This is a genomic window from Jhaorihella thermophila (assembly GCF_900108275.1).
Classification (GTDB): domain Bacteria; phylum Pseudomonadota; class Alphaproteobacteria; order Rhodobacterales; family Rhodobacteraceae; genus Jhaorihella; species Jhaorihella thermophila.
Genome location: NZ_FNVD01000026.1, coordinates 1 through 21,622 on the forward strand (window position 1 = coordinate 1; position 21,622 = coordinate 21,622).

23 protein-coding genes are annotated in these 21,622 nt (G+C 70.0%); 8 read left to right on the forward strand and 15 right to left on the reverse strand.

The features are described 5' to 3' along the window. Positions 1 to 170 precede the first annotated feature (170 nt). The 5 genes from C4S70_RS16765 to C4S70_RS16785 all read right to left on the reverse strand — a co-directional run bounded on the left by C4S70_RS16765 (position 171) and on the right by C4S70_RS16785 (position 4,493). A complete protein-coding gene (locus tag C4S70_RS16765) occupies positions 171 to 788 on the reverse strand; it encodes a hypothetical protein (protein ID WP_200822794.1) in 618 nt (205 codons plus the stop codon). A 555-nt stretch (positions 789 to 1,343) separates the two neighbouring features. Next, positions 1,344 to 1,820 (reverse strand): TspO/MBR family protein, encoded by a 477-nt coding sequence (locus C4S70_RS16770; RefSeq protein ID WP_104009253.1) that lies wholly within the window; start codon positions 1,818 to 1,820, stop codon positions 1,344 to 1,346. Positions 1,821 to 1,859: 39 nt separating this feature from the next. Beyond that, the gene (locus C4S70_RS16775) at positions 1,860 to 3,278 is read right to left on the reverse strand and encodes a cryptochrome/photolyase family protein (protein WP_104009254.1); all 1,419 of its coding nucleotides are present in this window, start codon (positions 3,276 to 3,278) and stop codon (positions 1,860 to 1,862) included. A 1-nt stretch (position 3,279) separates the two neighbouring features. Beyond that, on the reverse strand, positions 3,280 to 3,921 hold the full coding sequence (locus C4S70_RS16780; RefSeq protein ID WP_104009255.1) for a ChrR family anti-sigma-E factor: 642 nt from the start codon (positions 3,919 to 3,921) through the stop codon (positions 3,280 to 3,282). Positions 3,922 to 3,929: 8 nt separating this feature from the next. After that, a complete protein-coding gene (locus C4S70_RS16785; protein WP_104009256.1) occupies positions 3,930 to 4,493 on the reverse strand; it encodes a sigma-70 family RNA polymerase sigma factor in 564 nt (187 codons plus the stop codon). 299 nt (positions 4,494 to 4,792) lie between these two features. Here C4S70_RS16785 and C4S70_RS16790 point away from each other — a divergent pair, with 299 nt between their 5' ends. The 8 genes from C4S70_RS16790 to C4S70_RS16825 are packed head-to-tail and all read left to right on the forward strand — an operon-like array spanning position 4,793 to position 11,636. Next, positions 4,793 to 6,115 carry an NAD(P)/FAD-dependent oxidoreductase gene (locus C4S70_RS16790; RefSeq protein ID WP_104009257.1) on the forward strand — a complete coding sequence of 441 codons (1,323 nt, stop codon included), beginning with the start codon at positions 4,793 to 4,795 and terminating at the stop codon, positions 6,113 to 6,115. Further along, the gene (locus C4S70_RS16795; protein WP_104009258.1) at positions 6,112 to 6,897 is read left to right on the forward strand and encodes a DUF1365 domain-containing protein; all 786 of its coding nucleotides are present in this window, start codon (positions 6,112 to 6,114) and stop codon (positions 6,895 to 6,897) included. The genes C4S70_RS16790 and C4S70_RS16795 overlap by 4 nt, the downstream gene beginning before the upstream one ends. Continuing rightward, positions 6,894 to 8,096 (forward strand): SAM-dependent methyltransferase, encoded by a 1,203-nt coding sequence (locus C4S70_RS16800; protein WP_104009259.1) that lies wholly within the window; start codon positions 6,894 to 6,896, stop codon positions 8,094 to 8,096. Before C4S70_RS16795 ends, C4S70_RS16800 begins: the two co-directional genes overlap by 4 nt. Next, a complete protein-coding gene (locus C4S70_RS16805; RefSeq protein ID WP_235003870.1) occupies positions 8,089 to 9,336 on the forward strand; it encodes an MFS transporter in 1,248 nt (415 codons plus the stop codon). Before C4S70_RS16800 ends, C4S70_RS16805 begins: the two co-directional genes overlap by 8 nt. After that, on the forward strand, positions 9,336 to 9,899 hold the full coding sequence (locus C4S70_RS16810) for a DUF3833 domain-containing protein (protein ID WP_104009260.1): 564 nt from the start codon (positions 9,336 to 9,338) through the stop codon (positions 9,897 to 9,899). The genes C4S70_RS16805 and C4S70_RS16810 overlap by 1 nt, the downstream gene beginning before the upstream one ends. After that, positions 9,896 to 10,660, forward strand: a complete 765-nt coding sequence (locus C4S70_RS16815; RefSeq protein ID WP_104009261.1) for an SDR family NAD(P)-dependent oxidoreductase — start codon at positions 9,896 to 9,898, stop codon at positions 10,658 to 10,660. The genes C4S70_RS16810 and C4S70_RS16815 overlap by 4 nt, the downstream gene beginning before the upstream one ends. Continuing rightward, entirely contained in the window at positions 10,657 to 11,214 is a 558-nt protein-coding gene (locus C4S70_RS16820; RefSeq protein WP_200822795.1) for a glutathione peroxidase, read from the forward strand. Before C4S70_RS16815 ends, C4S70_RS16820 begins: the two co-directional genes overlap by 4 nt. Further along, positions 11,211 to 11,636 (forward strand): DUF3429 family protein, encoded by a 426-nt coding sequence (locus C4S70_RS16825; protein WP_104009262.1) that lies wholly within the window; start codon positions 11,211 to 11,213, stop codon positions 11,634 to 11,636. The genes C4S70_RS16820 and C4S70_RS16825 overlap by 4 nt, the downstream gene beginning before the upstream one ends. A 3-nt stretch (positions 11,637 to 11,639) precedes the next feature. Here C4S70_RS16825 and C4S70_RS16830 read toward each other — a convergent pair whose 3' ends face one another. The 10 genes from C4S70_RS16830 to C4S70_RS16875 all read right to left on the reverse strand — a co-directional run. Next, positions 11,640 to 13,172 (reverse strand): cryptochrome/photolyase family protein, encoded by a 1,533-nt coding sequence (locus C4S70_RS16830; RefSeq protein WP_104009263.1) that lies wholly within the window; start codon positions 13,170 to 13,172, stop codon positions 11,640 to 11,642. Further along, entirely contained in the window at positions 13,166 to 13,831 is a 666-nt protein-coding gene (locus C4S70_RS16835; protein ID WP_104009264.1) for an SDR family NAD(P)-dependent oxidoreductase, read from the reverse strand. Before C4S70_RS16835 ends, C4S70_RS16830 begins: the two co-directional genes overlap by 7 nt. A gap of 312 nt (positions 13,832 to 14,143) precedes the next feature. Further along, positions 14,144 to 14,677 carry a fasciclin domain-containing protein gene (locus tag C4S70_RS16840; protein WP_104009265.1) on the reverse strand — a complete coding sequence of 178 codons (534 nt, stop codon included), beginning with the start codon at positions 14,675 to 14,677 and terminating at the stop codon, positions 14,144 to 14,146. 89 nt (positions 14,678 to 14,766) lie between these two features. Next, on the reverse strand, positions 14,767 to 15,465 hold the full coding sequence (locus tag C4S70_RS16845; RefSeq protein ID WP_104009266.1) for an ABC transporter ATP-binding protein: 699 nt from the start codon (positions 15,463 to 15,465) through the stop codon (positions 14,767 to 14,769). Further along, positions 15,462 to 16,670 carry an ABC transporter permease gene (locus tag C4S70_RS16850; protein WP_104009267.1) on the reverse strand — a complete coding sequence of 403 codons (1,209 nt, stop codon included), beginning with the start codon at positions 16,668 to 16,670 and terminating at the stop codon, positions 15,462 to 15,464. The genes C4S70_RS16845 and C4S70_RS16850 overlap by 4 nt, the downstream gene beginning before the upstream one ends. A 3-nt stretch (positions 16,671 to 16,673) precedes the next feature. Further along, positions 16,674 to 17,852 carry an efflux RND transporter periplasmic adaptor subunit gene (locus tag C4S70_RS16855; RefSeq protein ID WP_104009268.1) on the reverse strand — a complete coding sequence of 393 codons (1,179 nt, stop codon included), beginning with the start codon at positions 17,850 to 17,852 and terminating at the stop codon, positions 16,674 to 16,676. 98 nt (positions 17,853 to 17,950) lie between these two features. After that, positions 17,951 to 18,514 (reverse strand): CIA30 family protein, encoded by a 564-nt coding sequence (locus tag C4S70_RS16860; RefSeq protein WP_104009269.1) that lies wholly within the window; start codon positions 18,512 to 18,514, stop codon positions 17,951 to 17,953. After that, the gene (locus tag C4S70_RS16865; protein ID WP_104009270.1) at positions 18,511 to 18,885 is read right to left on the reverse strand and encodes a thiol-disulfide oxidoreductase DCC family protein; all 375 of its coding nucleotides are present in this window, start codon (positions 18,883 to 18,885) and stop codon (positions 18,511 to 18,513) included. The genes C4S70_RS16860 and C4S70_RS16865 overlap by 4 nt, the downstream gene beginning before the upstream one ends. A gap of 336 nt (positions 18,886 to 19,221) precedes the next feature. Next, positions 19,222 to 19,959 (reverse strand): DUF2793 domain-containing protein, encoded by a 738-nt coding sequence (locus tag C4S70_RS16870; protein WP_104009271.1) that lies wholly within the window; start codon positions 19,957 to 19,959, stop codon positions 19,222 to 19,224. A 7-nt stretch (positions 19,960 to 19,966) separates the two neighbouring features. Then, the coding region (locus C4S70_RS16875; protein ID WP_200822796.1) for a phage tail protein at positions 19,967 to 21,622 on the reverse strand (1,656 nt) is incomplete at its 5' end.

Genomic DNA, 21,622 nt, shown 5'->3' on the forward strand with positions numbered 1-21,622 from the left:
CCGCAAGCGCCCCCATTCCGCCCTTGGCGGCAAACCCCCAGCCGTGGTCTACTGGCTGAGAAAAGACGAAACCCAACCCGGTCAGCAGGAGCAAAGAGTAGCTTAAATCAAGCCGGAAACTGTCCAGACATTGGGGAGTAGCTCAAAGCGCATGCTGGAATCGGGCGAGTTCACCACCATCGTTGAGTTGGCCGAGCGTGAACCTGATTAATGATCTGGCTTGGGATCAGTGGATCCTTGGCCTGCTTAGCTTCACAGGTGACCAGTACAGAATCTGGATTCTTGGGGTCGCCAGCCTTCCCGAGAAACAGCGCATCGATCTCTGTCGAGCGGAGCTTGATGCCCATCTGCAGGTGCGTGAGCTCCAAGAGTGGATACGCTGGCGCGATTGCGAAGTGCGTCTCGACCACGCGGAGATTGATGGCCGTCTGGATTAGCCAGGTCTCGTCTGACCTGCCGAGCGATTTCGTTGCGAGCGGAAGGCTTATCGATTGAACCGGGTAACGCGGCGCGTCGGCTCGAACCTTGAATGCGTCTGGAAAGGGCTCCGTCTGGCCCGGACGATAAGGGATGAACTCGAAACACTCGCCATCGCCCGTGCGTTGAATTCCCGTAAACTTTCGCTTGGCAACGGAGGCTGGCCAATTGTTCGATGCGTTGGCTCCGCGAAGCAAATCCTTCATGAAATTCGCAGGGTTCCTGTCGCTAAGCGTCAACCCATACAGCTTGTTGCACTCTCGGATCGCCTCGGCCACGTCGTCGAGGCTCATCAGCGTCTTGTCGAGCACGCCTCTGGTCTCGTTCCAATGCTTGTTGAACAAGTACTCGATAACCTGCGTTTTCTGCGATCTTGCCATGTTACTTGTTGCGGAACATTCTGTTTTGGGAGGATGGTATTCAATGATTATGCCGGTCCACAAGGGGGCACTACGCGACCGGTCGAACCGATCAAGCCGCCGCAACGAAAAAGGGTTCGATCTGAGTTCTTTTTGGCTAACGCCACCGGCATCGAAGTGTTCAGGTTGCGTTGCAAATTTTTCTTTCGAAATCAGTGGATTGCGAAAATTTCACCAAATCCGTGCAGTCAACAGGTTCAGAGAATATCAGCCCGTAGAGACAGATTTCGGCCGTCTCGCGCCGGCGAAGGTGAATAGCCCCACCCGCACAACCCTCGAAAACAACGGAAAATTCCGACCGCAGCCGGACCCTGAGGACGCTTTCGCGGGGGCAAGTGGCGGAGGGGAAGGGACTGGGGGCGAACGTTCTCCACAACTTGCGCGAGATCCAGCCCGTTCGCTGGCGGCAGCAAACAATCCGCGATCCGGGCGGATGATGGCGTCACATCAACGGTTCAGCCACCAGAAGGCGGCGTTGAGGATCGTCGCGAAGCCGACCCATCCGAGGTAGGGCAGAAGCAGAAGCGCGGCGACCCGGTCAACCTTCCATGCAAGCCCGGCCAGGAGCGCGGTGGATGCGAACATCAGCACGATGAGCACCAGCGCTCCGCCGAGGTCATGGGCGCCGAAGAACACCGGTGTCCACAGCGCGTTGAGCACCATCTGCAGCGCCCAGAGACCGAGGCAGACTGCCACCAGTGCAGGAGCGTCCGCGCCCTCAGCGTGCAGCGCGAGCCGTGTGCCGGCCGCCGCGATCATCACGTAGAGCACGGTCCAGACCGGCCCGAACAGCCACGGCGGCGGGCGGAAGGACGGGGCACGAAGGCTCTGATACCAGGCGCCATTGACCTCGAAGAAGGCCCCCGAGGCCGCGGCGGCGAGGGCGGCGGCGAAGAAGGGCAGCGCGACGAGAGTGGTCGTCATGTTCACGGTAGTGTCTCCTCGGATCTGGCCGGTGCGGCGTCATGTCTGTGCCACGTTACCGCGAAGCGCGTGCCAGGCCGCGAGCGCGCGCTCGCGCGAGGCGGCGAGGTCGACGATTGGCCGCGGATAGTCGCGCCCCAGCCGCAGGCCTGCCCGCGCCAGAACGGTTTCGGGAGCCGTCCAGGGCGCGCCGATCCAGCGGTCGGGCAGCGGCGCGAGCTCGGGCACGAAGCGGCGGATATAGGTGCCCTCGGGGTCGAACTTCGCGGCCTGGATGGCGGGGTTGAAGATGCGGAAATACGGTGCCGCATCAAGCCCCGAGCCGGCCACCCACTGCCAGCTCGCGGCGTTCGACGCGGGGCTGTGGTCCACCAAGCAGTCGGCGAACCAGCGCGCGCCCGCGCGCCAGTCGATGAGCAGGTTCTTGGTGAGGAACGAGGCCACCACCATCCGCACCCGGTTGTGCATGTAGCCGGTTTGCCACAGCTCGCGCATGCCGGCATCCACCAGCGGCACGCCCGTCCGCCCCTGCTGCCAGGCCGCCAACGCCTCTGCGTCCTCGCGCCAGGGCATGGCGGCGAATTCGGGCCTGAGCGGTGCTTCGGGCAGATCGGGGAAGTGAAAGAGCTGGTGGGCGCAGAACTCGCGCCAGCCGAGCTCGGCGCGGAAGGATGCCACATCCTGCGCGGGGCCTGCGCCCTCGACGGCGTGCCAGACGGCATTGGGCGAGATCTCGCCATGCGCGAGATGCGGCGAGAGGCGCGAGGTATGGGAAAGGGCCGGAAAGTCGCGCCCCTTCGCATAGCCCGCGAGGCGCTCTTCGACGAAACGCGCGAGTGCCGCCTTCGCCGCCGCCTCGCCGATCTGCCAGTGGCGGGCGAGCTTGCGCTCCCACGGCGCCTCGGAGCGCGTGGTGACGCCCGGCTCGTCACCCGCGCGCGGGACCGGGTCGAGCCGCGGGGCGGGCAGCGGGCGGCGCGGCTGGGCGGCGCCAAGGCAGCCGCGGCGGAAGAAGGGGGTGAAAACGAGGTAAGGCGCGCCGTCGGGCTTGACCGTCTCCCACGGCTCCCACAGGAGCGCGCCGTTGTGGCTTTCAACGCTCAGCCCGCGCGCCTTCAACGCCGCCTTGACGGCGGTATCGCGGGCGATCGTCCAGGGCTCATAGGCGCGCGTCCAGGTGACGAGGCTTGCGCCGTGCCGCGTCGCGAGATCGGTGAGAAGCGTTGCCGGATCGCCGCGCAGAACCCGCAGGGCGCCTCCGAGCGCGCGGTCGAGCGCGGCACGCGAGCGGTCGCGCCACCAGGCGAAGGCGCTGCCCGGCGGGTGAGCGGCCTCGAGCGCGGGGTCATCGATCACCACCGGCACCACGCGGCCCCGCGCGTCGGCGGCGGAAAGCGCGGGGTTGTCGGCCAGCCGCAGGTCGTGGCGGAACCAGTGGATGGCGATGGCGCTGCCCATCTCAGATGCGGAAGATCGGCTGCAACAGCCGCGGGACGAGGGCGCGGAACCTGAGCGGCGCGTCGGTGGCGGCGAGGCAGATGCAGGGCGTGCCCTCATCGGCCACGGGAGTGTGCTCGAGGCTCGCATCCGCCACCTCGATGTCACCCACGCCGAAATGCCCGGTCTCGTCGTGGAACGCGCCCTGCAGCACCAGCGTCAGCTCCCGCCCCTCGTGACCATGGTCGGGCACCGCGCGGCCCGGGGGGATGTAGAGAAGCCTGAGCGAGCCGTCCTTGCCCGCGTGCAGGAGCGACTGGCGGATCCCCATGCCGAGCGAGCGCCAGCGCGGCGGGCGGCCCTTGAGCGCGGCCATGACGGGGCCGGGAAAGATGCTTGAGGGCGCCGGCGGCTCGGGCGGTGCGGCGGCCGGGTCGTCAAGCCGCGCCATGACGCGCGCCATGAGATCGTCCGAGACCGGCTCGGGCGGCAGTGTCTCGAGCACCGCGCCGCCGGCGGCCTCATGCGCGGCGAGCCGCGCGCGGCACTCGTCGCAGAGCGAGACATGGGCGGCGACGGCCACCGAGAAGGCGTGCCCCAGCCGGCCGGCGGCATAGTCGGCCAGCATCGGCTCGGGCAGGTGGTGGGTGATGTGGTGCGTCATCGCAGGCGTCATGGCTGGCGGAGATCTTTGAGTTCGTGGCGCAGGCGCTCGAGCGCGAGGCGGATGCGCGACTTGATGGTGCCGAGCGGCAGGCCGGTCGCCGCGGCGATTTCGCTGTGGGACAGCTCGCCGAGATAGGCGCGCTCGACCATCTCTCGCTGGGCCGGCGGCAGCGCCTCGAGCGCGGCGCGCAGGCGGCGGGTTTCCTGGTCAAGCGCCAGCGCGTCGGCGGCGTCAGGTTCGGGCGGCGGCGACTCGGTGAGTTCGTCGGGCACCGGGCGGCCCTCGCGGCGGAAGATGTCGATCTGGCGGTTGCGGGCGATGCGGTAGATCCAGGCCGAGGCGCTGGCGCGGGTCGGGTCGAACTGGGTGGCCTTGTGCCAGACGGCGAGCATCGCCTCCTGCACAACCTCCTCGGCCTGCGCCTCGCCCATGCCCCCGCGCCGCAGCATCGCCTTCAGCCGCGGCGCGTAATGGGCAAAGAGTGCGGCAAAGGCCTGACGGTCGCGCCCGTCGCGCACCCGGATGAGGAGCCGGGTTTCCTCGCTGATCGTATCGACCTCGCCGGTCATGCCTGTCCCTCGCTGCCGCCCGTCCGCGCCCGCCTCCCGACCGCAGCGAGACGAGGCGCTCGTTCCGAGACACAGAAGCGCCTCGCCGGCCCGAAGGCAAGTCGAAGGGGGCGGGGCGGCGGGCGCGAAGGTGTCGCAGGCAGTGTCAGGTGCATGATCGAGGGTCATGTCGGAGTTACGCAGACGCTGCATGGCCGGATCACTCTCGAAGGGCAGAAAGATGCGCCGGTTGCGCTCGATCTGATCCGGCCGTCTGGCTGATGCGTAATACGAGGTGACGATAGCGAAAGGATTTGCCCATGGCCTTCGACACCCACCCGGCAGCACCGCGCCGCATTGCCGTGATCGGCGGCGGCATCTCCGGCCTTTACGCGGCGCGGCTTCTCGCGCCCGCCCACCAGGTCACGCTGTTCGAGGCCGCACCCCGGCTTGGCGGGCATGCGCGCACCGTCGTGGCCGGACGGACCGGTGACCGGGCGGTGGATACGGGCTTCATCGTCTTCAACCATGCCAACTACCCCCATCTCGGCCGGCTTTTCGACGATCTCGACGTGCCGGTTCAGAAGAGCGACATGAGCTTCGGCGCCTCGCTTGCCGATGGGCGGATCGAATACGCCCTGCGCTCGCCCGGCGCGCTGCTCGCCCAGCCGCGCAACGCGCTTCGCCCCGCCTTCTGGGGCATGATCCGCGACATCCTGCGCTTCAACGCGCGCGCGCCCGAGGCGGCAACCGACGACATGACGCTCTCCGATCTGGTGGCGCATCTGCGGCTGGGGCGCTGGTTCGAGCACCATTACCTGCGGCCGATGTGCGCGGCGATCTGGTCCACGCCGGCGGTGCGGATCGGCGACTTTCCCGCTCGCGCCATGGTGCGCTTCTTCCTCAATCACGGTCTGATGTCGGCCCGCGGCCAGCACCAGTGGTGGACGGTGAGGGGCGGCTCCATCGCCTATGTCGAGCGCCTCGCCGCCGACCTGAAGCGCCGCGGCGTGGCCTTGCGCACCGGCACGCCGGTCGCGCATGTCCGCCGCGAGGGCGGAAGTGTAACGCTCGGCCTGCCTGGCGGAGCGCCCGAACGCTTCGACGAGGTGGTGTTTGCCTGTCATGCCGATGTCGCCCTGCGGCTTCTGTCCGATGCCACGGCGCAGGAGCGCACCGCGCTCTCGGCGATCCGCTTTCAGGACAACCGCGCCGTGCTGCATGCCGATGCCGCGCTGATGCCGCGCCGGCGCAAGGCGTGGTCGGCATGGAACTATGTCTCAAGCCGCGAGGCAGGCGTAAAGGGCGTTGGCGTGACCTACTGGATGAACCGCCTTCAGAACATCCCCGAGATCGATCCGCTCTTCGTCACCCTCAACCCGCCGCGCAGGCTGCGCGAGGAGCGCATCTACGACGAGACCGTCTTCCGCCACCCGGTCTTCGATCGCGCCGCGCTTGCCGCGCAGGCGCGCATCGCGGCGATGCAGGGCGCGAGCAACACCTGGTTCGCGGGCGCATGGCTGCGCCACGGCTTTCACGAGGACGGCTGCGCAAGTGCCGCGCGGGTCGCGCGCGGGCTCGATGCCAAGGCCCGCAGGCTCGGCGCTGGTGCAGGGCGCGCCGAAGGGATGCTGCCGGCATGAGCGCGCTCCCTGCCATGCCGCTGCGCCTTGCCGGGCGTACCACCCACCGCCGCCGCGGGCCGGTGAGCCACAGCCTGTCGCACCGGGTGGAGATGGTGCTGATCGACCCCGAGGCCAACGCCGAGGCCGAACCCGAGGCTGGCGCGCCACTGCCCTGGCCGCTGCGCCGGGGGCGGTTCGGCCTGCTGGCGGTGCGCAGTGTCGACCACGGCGGCCCACCCGGGCGCGGACGGGGTGCGCCTTGGGCGCGCGAGGTGCTGGGCCGCCGCGGCATCCGGCCCGACCGGCTGGGGCTTCTGACGACCCCGCGCTTTCTGTGGTGGAGCTTCAACCCGGTGAGCTTCTGGCTGGCGTGGAAGGGCGGCGCGCTGGTGGCCGTGATCGCCGAGGTCACCAATACCTGGGGCGACCGCCATTCCTATCTCTGCCATCACCCCGACGGGCGGCCGATCGCCCCGGAGGACACGCTGACAGCGGCCAAGATCTTTCACGTCTCGCCGTTTCAGGACGTGGCCGGCGACTATGCCTTCCGCTTCGACATCCGCCCCGAGGCGCTCGACATACGCATCCTGCACCGCAACGGCGCAGAGGGCGTGGCCGCGAGGCTCACCGGCCCGCTGATCCCTCTCGCCCGGCGCGCGGCCTTCGCCTTGCTTCTGCGCCATCCGCTGGGGCCGTTGCGCACGCTCGCCCTCATCCACTGGCATGCCGCCCGCCTTGCGCTCAAGGGCGCGCGCTGGCGCGACCGCCCCGCTCCCCCGGCCCAGGAGACCAGCCCATGACCGACACCTTTGCCAACCCGGCGGCCGCGCCGTCGCGCCCTGCGATCCTGCGCCGCTCGGTGCGCTCCGCCTTTCTCGATGCCTGCGCCTCCATCCGCCAAGGCAGCCTGCGGCTGACCACCCCCGAAGGCGCGGTGCATCACTTCGGGCGCGGCGAGCCGCAGGCCGAGCTGATCTTGCGCGACTGGTCCGCCGTAACGGCGATGCGCGCCCGTGGCGATGTGGGTTTCGGCGAGGCCTATGTGGCCGGGCTCTGGGACAGCCCCGACATCGAGGCGGTCTGCGCGCTCGCACTTCTCAATCTTGACGAGCTGGGCGGGTTCGACCGCCCGCGGCCGCTCATGCGCCTGGCGCTGCGCGCGCTCGACCGGCTCCTGCGCGCGAATTCGAAGGCGGGAGCGGCGCGCAACATCCGCGCCCATTACGATGTGGGCAACGAGTTCTACCGCCAGTGGCTCGATATGGGGATGCACTACTCCTCGGCGCTCTATGCCGGCGGCGAAACCTCGCTCGAAGCTGCGCAGCTGGCCAAATGCGACCGAATCCTCGAGAAGCTCGGCCCCGCGACGGGGAGCCTTCTGGAGATCGGTTGCGGCTGGGGCGGCTTCGCCGAGCGCGCCGCCGAGCGCGGCCATCGGGTGACCGGCATCACCATCTCGCCCAGCCAGAAGGCCCATGCCGACGCCCGCCTCGACGGGCGCGCCGAGATCCGCCTGCAGGATTACCGCGACGTGTCCGGGCAGTTCGACAACATCGTGTCGATCGAAATGATCGAGGCGGTGGGCGAGCGCTACTGGCCCACCTACTTCGGCACGCTCAAGGCGCGGCTGAAACCCGGCGGGCGGGCAGTAATCCAGGCGATTACCGTGCCCGATGCCACCTTCGACATCTACCGCCGCGGCACCGATTTCATCCGCCATCACACCTTCCCCGGGGGGATGCTGCTGTGCGACGCGGTGATCGCGCTCGAGGCGCGCCGGGCGGGGCTGAAGGTTGTGGACCGCTTCACCTTTGGTGCGGATTATTCCCGCACCCTGCGCGAATGGAACGCCCGCATGCAGGCCCGAGCCGGCCGGCTCGCCGACTACGGCTTCGACGCCACCGCGCTCAGGACCTGGCGCTATTACCTCAATGCCTGCGCCGCCGCCTTCGCCACTGGGCAGACGGATGTGGTGCAGGTGGTGCTCGAGCATGGCTGAGGCGGCCGCCCTTTCGCTCGCGCCCACTGACGCGCGCTGGCGCGTGGCGCTGATGGCGGGGCTTCTGGCCTCGGCCGGGCTGCCGCTTTACGTGCATCTGCCGCGCTTTGTGGCCGCGCTGGGGCTGCCGCTGGCCTCGGTCGGCGGTATCTTGCTGGCGCTCCGCGTGCTCGATTTCGTGCAGGATCCGCTTCTCGGGCGGCTGGTGGACCGGATGCGCTCGCGCGCCGGAGGGCTCGCGGCGCTGGCGCTCCTCAGCCTTGGCGGCGGCTTTGCGGCGGTGTTCGCCGCACAGCCGGGGCTGTGGCTCATGGCAACGGGGCTCGTGGTGCTGTTCACCGCCTACAGCCTGGGCACGATCCTGCTCTATGCGCTGTCGGTCGAGATCGCTGCAAGCCGCGAGGCCGGCCCGCATCTGAACCTCGCCGCCTGGCGGGAGAGCGGCGCGCTTGTGGGTGTGCTCGTCGCCTCGGTTCTGCCCGCGTTTCTCGCCGCCGGGCTCGGGCTGCGCGCCGGCTATGCCGCCTTTGGTATCGTGATGGCCCTCGCGCCCCTTGTGGTCTGGTGGGCGGCGCGGCCGCTCTGGGCGGGCATCGCGCCGCGCGCCGCCGCGCCGCCTGCGCTGCGCCCGCTAATCGCCGCGGGCGGCGGCTGGCTGCTGGCGCTGGCGCTGCTGAACGTGCTTCCAGTCGCGGTGACGGCGACGCTGTTTCTGTTCTTCGTCGAGGATCATCTGCGGCTTGGCCCGCTTGCCGGCGCCTATCTCGCCGGGTTCTTCCTTGCCGCCGCCGTGGCCGCTCCGGGCTGGGCGGCGCTTGCGCGCCGGTTCGGCACGCGCCCGGTGCTGGCGGCGGCGATGCTCCTGGCCATCGCCGCCTTCGGCTGGGCGGCGGTGCTGCCCGCGGGTGCCGCCTGGCGCTTTGGCGCGGTGACACTCGGCTCGGGCGCGGCGGTGGGGGCAGAGCTGGTGCTTCTGCCTGCGCTCTTTGCCGCGCTTCTGGCCCGCCATGACCTGCCCGAGGGGCTTGCCTTTGGTCTGTGGTCCTTCGCGGGCAAGCTGGCGCTCGCGCTTGCCGCCGCGCTGGTGCTGCCGGTGCTGTCGCTCGCCGGCTATGTGCCCGGCACCGCGCCGGACCCGGCCGCCGCCCGGGCGCTGGTGCTCGGCTATGCGGTCCTTCCCTGCCTTCTTAAACTCCTCGCGCTTGGCCTTCTGCTGGCGCTGCCCCGAAAGGTCTTCTGATGCTCAAGCTCTTCGCGACCCTTTTCGTGCTGCTCGCGCTCGGACTTGCCGCCCAGCGGCTCTTCTTCAGCTTCGCCGCGCAGTCGCCCGCCCGTTATGCCGGCACCGAACCGGCCTTCGACCTGCGCACCCATCTCGGTGGCATGATGATCTCGGAAGGCGTGATCTTCGGGCCCACGGGCGCGGTGACAAGTCGCTTCGTGGCCGAGATGAACGGCGCGTGGGAGGGCGCGACCGGCCGGCTTTCGGAAAGCTTCCGCTACGCCTCGGGCATGACGCAGGAGCGCGCCTGGACCATCACGGTGCATGAGGGCGGCCGCTTCACCGCCACCGCGCCCGACATCATGGGTCAGGCAGAGGGCGTGGTCTCGGGGGCGACCGCGCGGCTCACCTACCGGCTGCGCCTTCCGCAAGCGGCCGGCGGGCATGTGCTCGACGTGGTGGACTGGATGTATCTCGCCCCCGACGGGGTGATCCTCAACCGCTCGCAGATGCGCAAGTTCGGGGTCAAGGTGGCCGAGCTCGTGGCCACCATCCGCCCCGCGGCGGAGCGCGGGCAATGAGCGGCTTCACCGGCCAGCGCTGGTGGATCGTGGGCGCAAGCGCCGGCCTCGGGCGCGAGCTTGCGCGCCTGATGGCCCGCGAGGGGGCTGAGGTGATCGCCTCGGCCCGCTCCCGAGAAGCACTCGAGACGCTGGCGGCGGAAGAGCCGCGCATGACCGCGCAGCCGCTGGATGTGACGGATTCGGAATCCGTCGCGCAGGTGGCCGAGGCGGTGGGCCTGCCCAACGGGGTGATCTATGCCGCCGGCGCCTATGAGCCGATGAGCGCGCGCGCCTGGCGGCCGGGCGTGGCCGAGGCGATCGCGGAGGTCAACTTCACCGGCGCGCTCACGGTGCTGTCGCATGTGGTGCCCGGCATGGCCGCGCGCGGGGCGGGCCGGGTGGTGCTGATCGGCTCGCTTGCGGGCTTTCGCGGCCTGCCTGGTGCCATCGGCTATGGCGCGTCCAAGGCCGCGCTGATGCATCTGGCCGAGAACCTGCGCGCCGATCTTGCCGGATCGGGCTTGGTGGTGCAGCGCGTCAACCCCGGCTTCATCCGCACCCGGCTGACGGCGAAGAACAGCTTTGCCATGCCCCAGATCATGGAACCGGAAGACGCCGCCCGCCGCACCCTGGCGGCGATCCGCTCGGGGCGGTTCTCGACGAGCTTCCCCGCGCCGTTTGCCTGGGCTTTCACGCTCGGGCGCTTCCTGCCGCTGCCGCTCTTTCACGCCCTCTTTCGCGGCAGCGGCGCGAAATCTTCACAGGAGGACCGGACATGACCAACCGTCGCACCATGCTTCAACTGATCGCCGGGGCCGGCGCGATTGCGCTGGTGCCAGCCACCGCCCGGGCGCAGACCGCCTGGGACTTCACCTTCGAGGCGCTCGAGGGCGGCGCGATGCCGCTGTCGCAATGGCGCGGCAAGGTGCTGCTCGTCGTCAACACCGCGTCGTTCTGCGGCTTCACGCCGCAATACCGCGACCTCGTCCAGGTCTGGCAGGACTATCGCGACCGCGGGCTGGTGGTGATCGGCGCGCCCTCGACCGACTTCCGGCAGGAATATGACGAGGCGGGCAAGATCAAGGACTTCTGCGAGCTGACCTATGGCGTCGATTTTCCGATGACGGCGCCGGTGCATGTGGTGGGCGCGGCGGCGCACCCCTTCTTCAAATGGGCTGCGGCCGAGTCCGGCCAGCGCATGCGCTGGAACTTCAACAAGTATCTCATCGGCCGCGACGGGCGCATCATCACCTGGATGCCGAGCACGTTCAAGCCCACCGCGCGCAAGGCCCGCGCCGCGATCGAGGCGGCGCTGGCCGCGCCCGCGGCATGAGCACGGCCCGCGCTGCGGCGGCGCTCGGCACGGCGGGGCTCGTTCCCTTCTGGGGCCTTGCGGCTCTGGCCCATCTCGCGCCGGGGATAGGCCTGGCCTACGTGGCGCTTCGGGCCGAGCTGACCTGGGGCGCAGTCATTCTCGCCTTCATGGCCGGCGCCCGCTGGGCGATGGTGCTGGCCGCCGGCGGCGGCGCGCTGCGGCAGGCGGGCTTCGCACTCCTCGCCCTGCCGGCCCTGGCCGCGCCCTTCCTGCCGCCCCTGTCCGGGCTTGCCCTTCTGGCTGCGGCCTTCGCCGGCTTGCTCGCGGCCGAACGCACCGCGACGGCGCGCACCGAGGCACCCGCCTGGTATCCGCGCCTGCGCCTCTGGCTGACGGCGGGCGCGATCGCCGCGCTTGCCCTTGCCGCGCTCGCGGTTTGACGGTCAGACCGGCTCGCCCGCGTCCAGCCGGGCAAGGAACGCCTCGGCCTCGGCCAGCACCCGCGCGCGGGCGGCACCGTCGCGCCCGTCCCAGCCGCGGTATATCTGCGCCATGCGCGGGTTCGCGGCGAAGCGGTTGCGGTGGCGGTCGAGAAAGTGCCAGTAGAGCAGGTTGAAGGGGCAGGCATTCGGGCCGGTCCGTGCCGTCACGTCATAGGCGCAACCGCGGCAGTAGTCCGACATCCGGTTTATGTAGGCGCCCGAGGAGACATAGGGCTTTGACGCCACCATCCCGCCATCGGCGAACTGGCTCATGCCCAGCGTGTTGGGCGCCTCGACCCATTCGACGGCATCGGCATAGACCGAGAGATACCACCGATGCACCTCCGCCGGATCGACCCCGGAGAGCAGCGCGAAATTGCCGGTGACCATCAGCCGCTGGATGTGATGGGCATAGGCGCGCCGGCGGGTCTGGCCGACTACCTCGGCCATGCAGCGCATCCGCGTGGGCGCGCCCCAGTAGAGGGCGGGCAGCTTGCGGCGATGGCCCAGCGCGTTGCGGCGCATGTAGTCCGGTCCTTCCAGGGACCAGACCCCGCGGATGAACTCGCGCCAGCCGAGGATCTGCCGGATGAAGCCCTCGACCGCGTTGAGCGGCGCCCGGCCCGCGCGCCATTCGGCCTCGGCCGCGCGGCAGACCTCGAGCGGGGAGAGAAGGCCGAGGTTCAGCGCGGGCGACAGCAGCGAGTGGAACATCACCGGCACCCCCGTCACCATGGCATCCTGAAAGTCGCCGAAGCATGGGAGGGCGCGGCGCAGGAAATGGGCCAGAAGAGTCAGCGCCTCGTCGCGGTCGGTGGGCCAGCCGAAGGGCTCGAGTTCGCCGAAATGCGCGCCGAAGCGGTCGGCGACGATATCGAGCACCTCGCGCACCGTCCGGTCGGGGGCAAAGACGGGCGGGTCGGGAAAGCCGAGGCCCGCCTTCGGCGGCTTGCGGTTCTCGGCGTCGAAATTCCACCGCCCGCCGGCGGGGGCGTCGCCCTCCATCAACAGCCCCGTCCTGCGGCGCATCTCGCGGTAGAACCATTCCATCCGCAGCGTCTTGCGCCCCTTGGCCCAGGCCGCGAAGTCGCGCGCCGAACAGAGGAAGCGGTCATCCTCCAGAATGCGCAGCCTCAGCGGCACCGCCTCGAGCGCCGCGCGCAGCCGCCAGTCGCCGGGCGCGGTGGCGATCGCCTCGAAGGCGCCGGTCTCTTCGGCGCGGCGCAACAGCTCGGCCGGGATGGAGCCAGCGTTTTCCGGGTCATCCAGCCGGGTGTAGGCCACGCGCCACCCAGCCGCTTCGAGGAGCGCGGCAAACTTGCGCATGGCGGCAAAGACCAGCGCGATCTTCTGCGGATGGTGGCACACATAGGTTGCCTCCGCCATCACCTCGGCCATCACCACCACATCGCGCGAACGGTCGGCGGCAGCAAGCGCCGCGATGCCCTCGGTCAGCTGATCGCCGAGAACGAGGACGAGACGCGGCGCTACCACGGCACCGCCTCGCCACGGTGGTCGAAGAAGCCGCCCGTCTGCGCGGGGGTCAGCCCCTCCATCACATCCGCCAGCCGGCGCGCGGCCTCGGCCGGGTCGAGCTTTTGGTGCCCGCGATAGGCGGCGGTGAAGGGCGTGTCCACGGTGCCGGGGTGCAGGGCCACCAGCGCCGCTTTCGCATGCGTTCGGGCAAGCTCAATGGCGGCGGTATGCACGATCTGGTTGGCGGCCGCCTTCGAGGCGCGGTATGAGAACCAGCCGCCCAGCCGGTTGTCGCCGATCGAGCCCACCCGCGCCGTCAGCACCGCCGCAACGGCTGGCGCCTCGCGGGGCAGAAGGCGTGGCAGGTGCCGCAGGATCAGCGCCGGGCCGATGGCGTTGACGGCCATCACCTCAGCCATGGCTTTGGCGTCGATCTCGGCCAGGCTCTTCTCGGGCCGCCGGCCTGCCGGCGCAAGGATGCCAATGGCCACGACGACGCGCGCGAAGGGCCCCTCGACCCCGCCCAGCACGCGCTCGACCGATGCCGGGTCGGTTACATCGAGCCCGTCGGCCCGCCGCGACAGGCCGGTGACGGCATGGCCCCGTCGCGTGAATTCCTCGGCGAGGGCGTCACCGATGCCGCCCGAAGCCCCGATGACGAGGGCGCGGTCGCTCATGTCTCTGTCTCGCTTGGCAATTCCCCGTTTCGGTCCTGTCGGGCATGATGGCGCGCCTGCCAACAGCTCATCGAGCAAGGGCGTACCTCGCCCAGCACCGGCGGCCATGCGTGCCCCCGCCTGAATGCAAATTGGCGGCCCGAGGCATCCTCGAGCCACCAGAGCGCCGGCTCCACGATGTGGAGCGGCAGGACCGGTCCATGCTGGATGGCGCGCGAAAGCGGGGAGTTGTCACTTGCGCGAAGGTCGCGCTTGAAACACACGACCTGCAGGGAGTTTCGCCCAGCCATGGGACCGGAACCGTTCCGACCGTCACTCGGCGGGCAGGATCACCGTGTCGATCACGTGGATCACGCCGTTCGAGGTTTCGATGTCGGCCTGAACGATATTGGCGTCATTCACCTTGGCGCCGCCCATCAGCGAGAACTTCACCTCCTGACCCTGAACGGTCTTGGCCATCATGCCGTCCTTGAGGTCGGAGGACATCACCTTGCCCGGCACCACATGGTAGGTGAGGATGGCGGTAAGCTTGCCCTTGTTCTCGGGCTTGAGCAGCTCTTCCACCGTGCCGGCGGGGAGTTTGGCGAAGGCCTCGTCGGTGGGCGCGAACACGGTGAAGGGGCCCTCGCCCTTGAGCGTCTCGACAAGGCCCGCGGCCTGCACCGCGGCCACGAGCGTGTTGAAGCTGCCGGCCTCGACGGCGGTATCGACGATGTCCTTCTTCATGTGGGCGCCGGCGAGCGCCGGAACGGGCGCGAGCGCAAGCGTCGCCGCGGTGGCGAAGGCCATGGTGGCAGCGGCCATCGTGAGCGCGGCGCTGGTGGCCAGTTGGGTCATGCGGAACATGGAAGTCCTCCTCTTGGGTTGGTTGTGATGAAGATACGGCTCGCGCCGGCGCGCGGTTCACTCTTCGCCAAAGATTCGCGCGAACAATCTCAGCGGGCGGCGCGCTTGTCCGCCGCGATCACCCCGTCGCTGATCACGACGCGGCGGCCGCAGCGCGCGGCGATCTCTTCGTCATGGGTCGAGATCAGGAAGCTGGTGCCGCTCTCCCGGTTGATGCGCGCCAGCAGATCCATCACCTGCATGGCGTTCTGGCGGTCGAGGTTGCCGGTCGGCTCGTCGGCGAGGATGAGTTCGGGGCCGTTCATCAGCGCCCGCGCGATCGCCACCCGCTGCTTCTGCCCGCCCGAAAGCTGCGTGGCGCGAAAATCCGCCCGCTCGCTCAACCCGACCTGCGCGAGAAGCGCCGCCGCGCGCGCCCGCGCCTGCGCCCGCTCGCGCCCCGCGCGCACGGCGGAGGGGAACATCACGTTCTCGAGCGCGGTGAAGTCGGGCAGCAGGTGGTGGAACTGGAAGACGAAGCCGATATGGCGGTTGCGAAACTCGGTCAGGGTGTCGTCGTCGGCGCGGGTAAGGTCCTCGCCCAGCATCGTCACCTGCCCCGACGTGGGCCGCGCCAGCGTGCCGAGAATGTTGAGAAGCGTGCTTTTCCCCGAGCCCGACGCCCCGATCAGCGCCACCATCTCGCCCCGGTCGATGGCAAGGCTCACGCCCTTGAGCACATGCGTGGCCGTGGCCCCCTCGCCATAGACCTTGTGCACTTCGCGCACTTCGAGAACCGGCGCGCTCATTGCTGGATCGCCTCGACCGGATCGAGCCGGGCCGCCGCGCGCGCGGGCAGGAGCGCGGCAAGCGTTGCCCCGAGCGTGGTGAGCCATATGGCGAGCCCGATCGAGCCCTGTCCGAGATCGACCGGCAGCTGGCCGGGCTGCACCTCCTCGATCGGGGGGAAGGGCGACAGGGCCGCCACAGCCAGAAGCGCGCCCGCCAGCCCGCCCGCCAGCCCGATCAGCGCGCCCTCCAGCACGAAAACATAGAGGATGAAGCGCCGGGTGGCGCCGAAGGCCCGCATGATGCCGATCTCGCCGCGCCGGCGGAAGGTGGTCAGCATCAGCGCCGAGGCGATGCCGATGACCACGGTGATCATGGCAAATACCTTGAGGATCAGCCCGGTGTTGCCCTGCGCGCGCAGCGCCTCGAAAAGCTGGGCGCTTGTCTCGGTCCAGGGCGTCACGTCGAGCCCGGTGGCGGCGGCAATGCGCGCGGCCACCGCGGGCGCGGCATAGAGGTCGTCGAGCTTCAGCTCGATCGCCGAGACACGGCCCGGCCGCTCCAGCACCGCCTGTGCGGCGCTGATGGGCACGAAGGCGGCCGCCTCGTCGAGCTGGCCGAGGCCGAGGCGGTAGATGCCGCTCACCGTCAGCGTCACGCTGTTGCCGTTGTCGGCGCGGAAGGTGACGGCCCGGCCCACGGACAATCCAAGATCGCGCGCCAGCGTCTCGCCGATCAGAACCCCGCCCGCCGCCAGCGCCGCCGTGCCCGCCACCATGGACCTTTCAAAACGGATGATCGCGCTCTCGCGCCCCGGCTCCAGCCCGGTCAGCGTCACCGGCCGGGTCACCTCGCCCCGGATCAGCACGCCGCTGCCCACGAGCTTCGGCGCGATCACCCGCACGCCGGGGAAGGCTGCAAGCGTCGCCTCCCAGGCGCGCGGCGCCGCGAGCCCCAGGCTGGGGCTGGTCGAGGCCTGCCTTGCGGCAAGGATGTGGCGCCCCTGCGCAGGCACGAGGAGGGGCAGCGGCCGGTCCGGGGCTGCGACGGTGACATGGGCCTGATTCCCGAGCGTGCGGTTGACCAGAAGCTCCGCCAGCCCGCCGATGAGCGCGCTCATGAAGATGAAGATGAACACCGCCGCGGCCACGCCCGCCACCAGAAGCGCGGTCTGCCCCGGCGCGGACCCCAGATGCCGCCACGCCATCTTGGCCCCGTAGAGCATGGCTCAGCCCGCCCCGCCGGGGGGCGGCGCGGCGCGCACTTCCTGCCCGTCGGCCAGCCCCTCGGGGTTCAGGATGACCGTATCGCCTGCGGCCAGCCCGCCCGTGATCTCCACCCGCTCCGCCGGCCAGTCGATGATCTCGACCGGGGCCTTCACCGCCCGCCCGTCGCGCAGCACGAAGACCGCCGGCCCCTCGACGAGCGCCGAGCGCGGCACCGTCAGCGCCGCCGCGCTTTGTGCCACGGTGATGTTCACCACTGCCGTCAGGCCCACCTGCGCCCCCTCGGGCATGTTCTCGAAGGCGATACGAACCGGCACCGTTCCGGTGACGGCATCGGCCTCGGGCGCGATCCAGGCGACGCGCCCCTCGAGCAGCGCATCCCGCCCCGCAAGCTCGACAACCGCCCGCTGGCCGGGACGGACGGCGGCGGCGAGAGCTTCATCCACCTCGACAATGACGCGCAGCCTGTCGAGATCGGCAAGCCGCAGGAGAAGCCGGCCGGGCTGAACCGTCTCGCCCGGATCGACGGCGCGGCTCAGGACAGTGCCGGCGAAGGGCGCGCGAATGCTGTAGTCGGCCAGCGCAAGGCGCGCCTGTTCGACGGCGGCCGAAAGGCGCTCCTCCTCGGCGCGGGCCTGAGCCAGCGCCTTCTCGGCGCGGTCGCGTTCGACCTTCGGCACGACCGCACCCAGTTCCTCGGCGCGCCGGGCGTCGTCCTCTGCCTGCTGTCGGCGCAGCATCGCGGCATCGAGGGCGGCAATCGCCTGCCGGAGTGCGGCGCGCGCCCTGCCGTCATCGAGGCTGACAAGCTCGGCGCCCTCGGCAACCCTTTGCCCCTCCTCGGCGAGGACCGCGAGGACGGTGCCCGCCACGGGGCTGGTCAGATCGGCGGAGAGCGCGCTTTCGGTTCGTCCCGAGACGATCAGCACCCGCTCGGCCGGCGCCGGCGCAAGAACCTCGACCGGAACGGCCGGCCCTCCACCGCCGCCGCGCATGAAGGCCAACCCCGCACCGGCGAGAATAACGACAAGCGCGACAAGCCACGGCCACCGGCGCGCCCGGCGTGCGGGCGCGTCCTCGCGCGCGGGCAGCGGCACAAGCGCGCTCTCCCCCCCCGCGCCCGTGCCGGTGCTCGTGCCGGCGATGCCGGGGGCAACGGATTTCCGGGTCGGCTCGGTCATGGCGTCCTGCCTGTTGTTGCGCTGGCCGAATGCGGTGATGGGCGCGCTCGCGGTGGTCAGGTTACGGCGGGGGCGCCGTGAAGATCGGGCCACGCCGATCAATACCACCCCAGCCGGCGCACGGCCAGATCGGCCTCATGATCGCGTCCATAGGCGACCACCGCGATGCTGCGGATCCGCTCGGGCGCGATCGGCCGGCCGAGGATCATCCCGCGCGGGCGGAAGGCGTCAAAGGGGATGCGCACGACGCGCAAGTCGGCGGCGGCCTCGAACGGCGCCTGATGGAACTGCCACGGCAGGGAGGGCCCGCGCCCGCGCAGATGGACATAGTAGGTCTGGTCGTTGCCGCGCACCTCAAGCTCGAGCCCCCGGGCCGTTGCCGGGAGAGGGCGCTCGAGCATGAGCCGTGCCTGGATGAAACCGCCGTTTTTCTCGGTGCTGACCCGCCCGGTCAGATGCAGGAATGCCTCGCCATCCGCTCGCTCAAGCGTGGCCTTTCCCGTCGAGACCCCGCCCATCACCTGATCGGTGACGAAGGACCAGTCCGGCGACAGGCCTTCGCTGAAGTCGTCCAGAGTGTTCATCCTCTCCCCCGCCGCAGCCGCCAGCGACATCACCGCGGCAAGGCAGATCCCGGCCATGCCCGCCAAGGCGCGCCTCATGCCACGCGCCCTCGACTCAACCGAACCACCCGGGCCAAGAGCGGTCGCACCGGCAGGAACAGCCGGTAGAGCCCTTCGAGCAGTGCCAGCACTCCGGGCAGCCCGGCCACGTGGGCCAAAAATCGCCAGCCTGGCAGCTGCGCCCAGACGGTCACGAACGCCCGCGCGCCCGAGCGTAGCCGACCATCCGGCGCCAGCGCGTGGAACCGGGCCATCAAGGCCGCGCGATCAACGCCTTCAGGCAGGCGCTCCGTAGGTTTGGATACATCGACGAACTCAAGGGCGCCGCGCCGATCCCTGCGCCGGTAGTGGTCGATTTCCGCCGTGCACAGGGGGCAGCTGCCGTCATAGAACACCGTTGTCCGCCACATGCTGTCGACCGCCTTTCTTGTTCGTCTTTCTCCTTACGGTTCTGCCCGCAGGTTGGATCAGGTTTCGGGCAAACTCTTCACGCCCCCGTCCCACCAGCGGGCTCGGGCGAGGCATCGTTCTCACATTTTTTCTTCGGCCCATCCCTGCAATGGAAACCATCAAACCAGGGGCGCGACCTACCTTCACAAGGGCTTCGCAAATCTGGGGCCCCTAAGCCTTGGGAAAGGCCGGTCGGCGCGCAGCCTCCGCGACAGGTGCCTCGTGGGCGAAGTGGCAACTCGTCCTCGGGCATGCGGACAAAGCCCTGCTCGGATCTGGGAGGTGTCATGGCGGCCTCAGTCTGGCGGGGTGAATGCGAAGGCATGGATGGCGATGCGCACGGCGCCGCCGGTGAAGTCGCCGCCATTGGCGGTGAGGACGATGGGCGTGTCGGCCCAGAAAGCCTCGGGCCAGATGATGCCGAGGTTGGAGGCGCTGGCGGCGGTGCCGAGGGAGCCGCCGAACTTCGCGGGACTGCCGGCGATGCCGCAGTCGTAGCTTGTGGCGCCGGTGATCGCGCTGGTGGTGCGGGTCGAGACGCAGAGGGCGATCGCGCGGGCGTGGATGGCAATGCTCGAGGTGACGGTGGGGCCCGCGAGGGTCGCGAGCGTCTCCTCGGCGACGGTCAGGCGCGTCGCGGCGCCGTTCGGGCTCAGCGCGAGGGTCACGTCTGTGCTCCGCGTCACCAGCCCGAGCGCGGCCTCGAGCGTGATCCACGCGCCGCCCGATCTCACGAGAAGCGTCGCCTCGTCCTCGACCCAGACACGCCAGCCTTCGCGCGCGGACAGGCGCAGCCAGGCACCGCTCGAGAACAGCGCCACATCCCCATCCCATCCGGCCCACGCGCCCGTGGCGCCGGCAGCGACGATATAGCGGTCGCCCTCGGAGGGGCTCGCGGGCGGCGCGGCCAGATCCCGATCCGTGACGGAAAGCTGCACGAGGCCATCGAGCCGGTCGAGGGCTTCGTTGTGGGTGACATGCTTCTGCGCCTGCGCGGCGGCGATGTAAGGAAGCGCGAGGTTCGGGGTGGTCATGGGAGCCTCAAGTAATGGTGACGATGTCTTCGGTGGGAGTCCCGCGTCCGAGAGACGGCGCGAGCTGGGCCACGCGGATGGTCGGCGCGGCGCCCGGCTCCAGCGTCGCGCCCCAGTCGGCCATCTGATCGGCGGGGGTGTAGATCACTTTGGCTATGACTGCTGCCAGCATCCGCTTCACGGTTGCGCCGTCGAGAATGTCGATCTCCCAGGCTTCGGGCTGATCGAGGAGCGGCACTTCGGCCGCCTCCCAGCTGTCGGCCGCAGGGTCGCGGGAGCGGCGCGTCCAGGAAAGGGTGATGTCGCCTGAGGCCTCCGCGCGGGCCGCGAGGTGCACCGGGGCGAAGGGCCGGAGCGAGGCGCCCACGGGCGTCACGGACAGGATCGTATAGGTCGTGTCCGACACCGGTCGCGTTGCCGGTCCGACGGCGAGGTTCCACGGCAGGCCGATCTCCCCGACGGTGAAGGGCAGTTCGGTGACGGCCCCGTCCAGAACCACGACCCGCGCCCCGGCCGGGGCGGGATTGCCGATGGCATGTTCGGCCCCCCGCTGGCCGCGCAGGAGCGTGGTGAGGCGATAGCGGCCGGGCGCGACCAGCGTCACGTCGCGGGCCTGTAGAATTTCCCATGTGCCCGGCGCGCTCTCCACGGCGAAGGCATTGCTGCCGGCAAAGAGCTGCAACTCGGTCACGCTCTCGAGCTGGCCCCAGGGAAGGTCGATCTCCATGACCGCGCCCTGATCCCATCTCCAGACAGGTCCGGTGGGAAGATCGGCGGCCAGAATGCCGATCCGCGCGCGGCGGGTGATCGTGGCAAAGCTCGCCCAGCCCGATGTCTCGGGACTGCGCAGGACGGCAACCGTGCCCGGCCAGGGATCGGCATCGACCGCAATCAAGGGGCGCGGTGGCGTGTGAGTGCTGGTCAGCTGCGGCAGATCGAGGATCGCCACCTGCGGCGCGCCGAGCGGCACGGAGCGGGCGACAGCGGCCGCGCGCTGGGCTCCCGGCGGCAGGTCGTAGTCCTCGCGGTCCTGACGGGCGGCCTCGATGCGCCGGGCAAGCCCGTCGGCAATGCGCATGAGGCGGAACTCGGTGGCGGTGTCGTCATCGAATTGCACCACGTCGCCCGGATCGAGCGCGAGCCGCGAGGGTGGCAGGGCAAAACTCGCCCGTTCCCGCGCGGTCCAGGCCTCCATCAGCGCCCTGCGGCAGCGGCGCTCTGCTTCCTCGGGGGCGACCGCAACGGGAAAGCTCTCGGCGGTCACGCGCACCGCGCCGGTGGTGATGCGGCGGGCCTCGACGAGGGCGCTGTCATAATCCTCGTCGGCGCGGGCCACGCTCCAGCGCAGGATCTGGGGCAGTTCGGTCTCCTGGCTGCGGGTCCGCTCGATGTCCTCGCCGTTGCCTGCGACCAGGTCGTCGGGCGTGATGGTGGCGACCGGCGCCGTTCCCCGCATGCGGAACCGGATCACGCCCTCGCTCTCGACCGCATCGAAGCCGAAGTGGCGGGCCAGCATCGAGATGGTCGTGCGGGGGCTTTCGATGGCCGGGATCACCAGCCCCTCGACGGCGCCCCAGAGGCCGGAGACGTCGATCCGCTCCTCCGCCAGCCCGGCGCGCAGGCAGAGATGACGCACGAGCGCGGCGAGCGAGACCGCGCCGAG

Coding starts and splice junctions, on each gene's coding strand:
- C4S70_RS16770 (WP_104009253.1), bottom strand. CDS start 1,820: ATGACGACCACTCTCGTCGCGCTGCCCTTCTTCGCCGCCGCCCTCGCC.
- C4S70_RS16775 (WP_104009254.1), bottom strand. CDS start 3,278: ATGGGCAGCGCCATCGCCATCCACTGGTTCCGCCACGACCTGCGGCTG.
- C4S70_RS16780 (WP_104009255.1), bottom strand. CDS start 3,921: ATGACGCACCACATCACCCACCACCTGCCCGAGCCGATGCTGGCCGAC.
- C4S70_RS16785 (WP_104009256.1), bottom strand. CDS start 4,493: ATGACCGGCGAGGTCGATACGATCAGCGAGGAAACCCGGCTCCTCATC.
- C4S70_RS16790 (WP_104009257.1), top strand. CDS start 4,793: ATGGCCTTCGACACCCACCCGGCAGCACCGCGCCGCATTGCCGTGATC.
- C4S70_RS16795 (WP_104009258.1), top strand. CDS start 6,112: ATGAGCGCGCTCCCTGCCATGCCGCTGCGCCTTGCCGGGCGTACCACC.
- C4S70_RS16800 (WP_104009259.1), top strand. CDS start 6,894: ATGACCGACACCTTTGCCAACCCGGCGGCCGCGCCGTCGCGCCCTGCG.
- C4S70_RS16805 (WP_235003870.1), top strand. CDS start 8,089: ATGGCTGAGGCGGCCGCCCTTTCGCTCGCGCCCACTGACGCGCGCTGG.
- C4S70_RS16810 (WP_104009260.1), top strand. CDS start 9,336: ATGCTCAAGCTCTTCGCGACCCTTTTCGTGCTGCTCGCGCTCGGACTT.
- C4S70_RS16815 (WP_104009261.1), top strand. CDS start 9,896: ATGAGCGGCTTCACCGGCCAGCGCTGGTGGATCGTGGGCGCAAGCGCC.
- C4S70_RS16820 (WP_200822795.1), top strand. CDS start 10,657: ATGACCAACCGTCGCACCATGCTTCAACTGATCGCCGGGGCCGGCGCG.
- C4S70_RS16825 (WP_104009262.1), top strand. CDS start 11,211: ATGAGCACGGCCCGCGCTGCGGCGGCGCTCGGCACGGCGGGGCTCGTT.
- C4S70_RS16835 (WP_104009264.1), bottom strand. CDS start 13,831: ATGAGCGACCGCGCCCTCGTCATCGGGGCTTCGGGCGGCATCGGTGAC.
- C4S70_RS16840 (WP_104009265.1), bottom strand. CDS start 14,677: ATGTTCCGCATGACCCAACTGGCCACCAGCGCCGCGCTCACGATGGCC.
- C4S70_RS16845 (WP_104009266.1), bottom strand. CDS start 15,465: ATGAGCGCGCCGGTTCTCGAAGTGCGCGAAGTGCACAAGGTCTATGGC.
- C4S70_RS16850 (WP_104009267.1), bottom strand. CDS start 16,670: ATGCTCTACGGGGCCAAGATGGCGTGGCGGCATCTGGGGTCCGCGCCG.
- C4S70_RS16855 (WP_104009268.1), bottom strand. CDS start 17,852: ATGACCGAGCCGACCCGGAAATCCGTTGCCCCCGGCATCGCCGGCACG.
- C4S70_RS16860 (WP_104009269.1), bottom strand. CDS start 18,514: ATGAGGCGCGCCTTGGCGGGCATGGCCGGGATCTGCCTTGCCGCGGTG.
- C4S70_RS16865 (WP_104009270.1), bottom strand. CDS start 18,885: ATGTGGCGGACAACGGTGTTCTATGACGGCAGCTGCCCCCTGTGCACG.
- C4S70_RS16870 (WP_104009271.1), bottom strand. CDS start 19,959: ATGACCACCCCGAACCTCGCGCTTCCTTACATCGCCGCCGCGCAGGCG.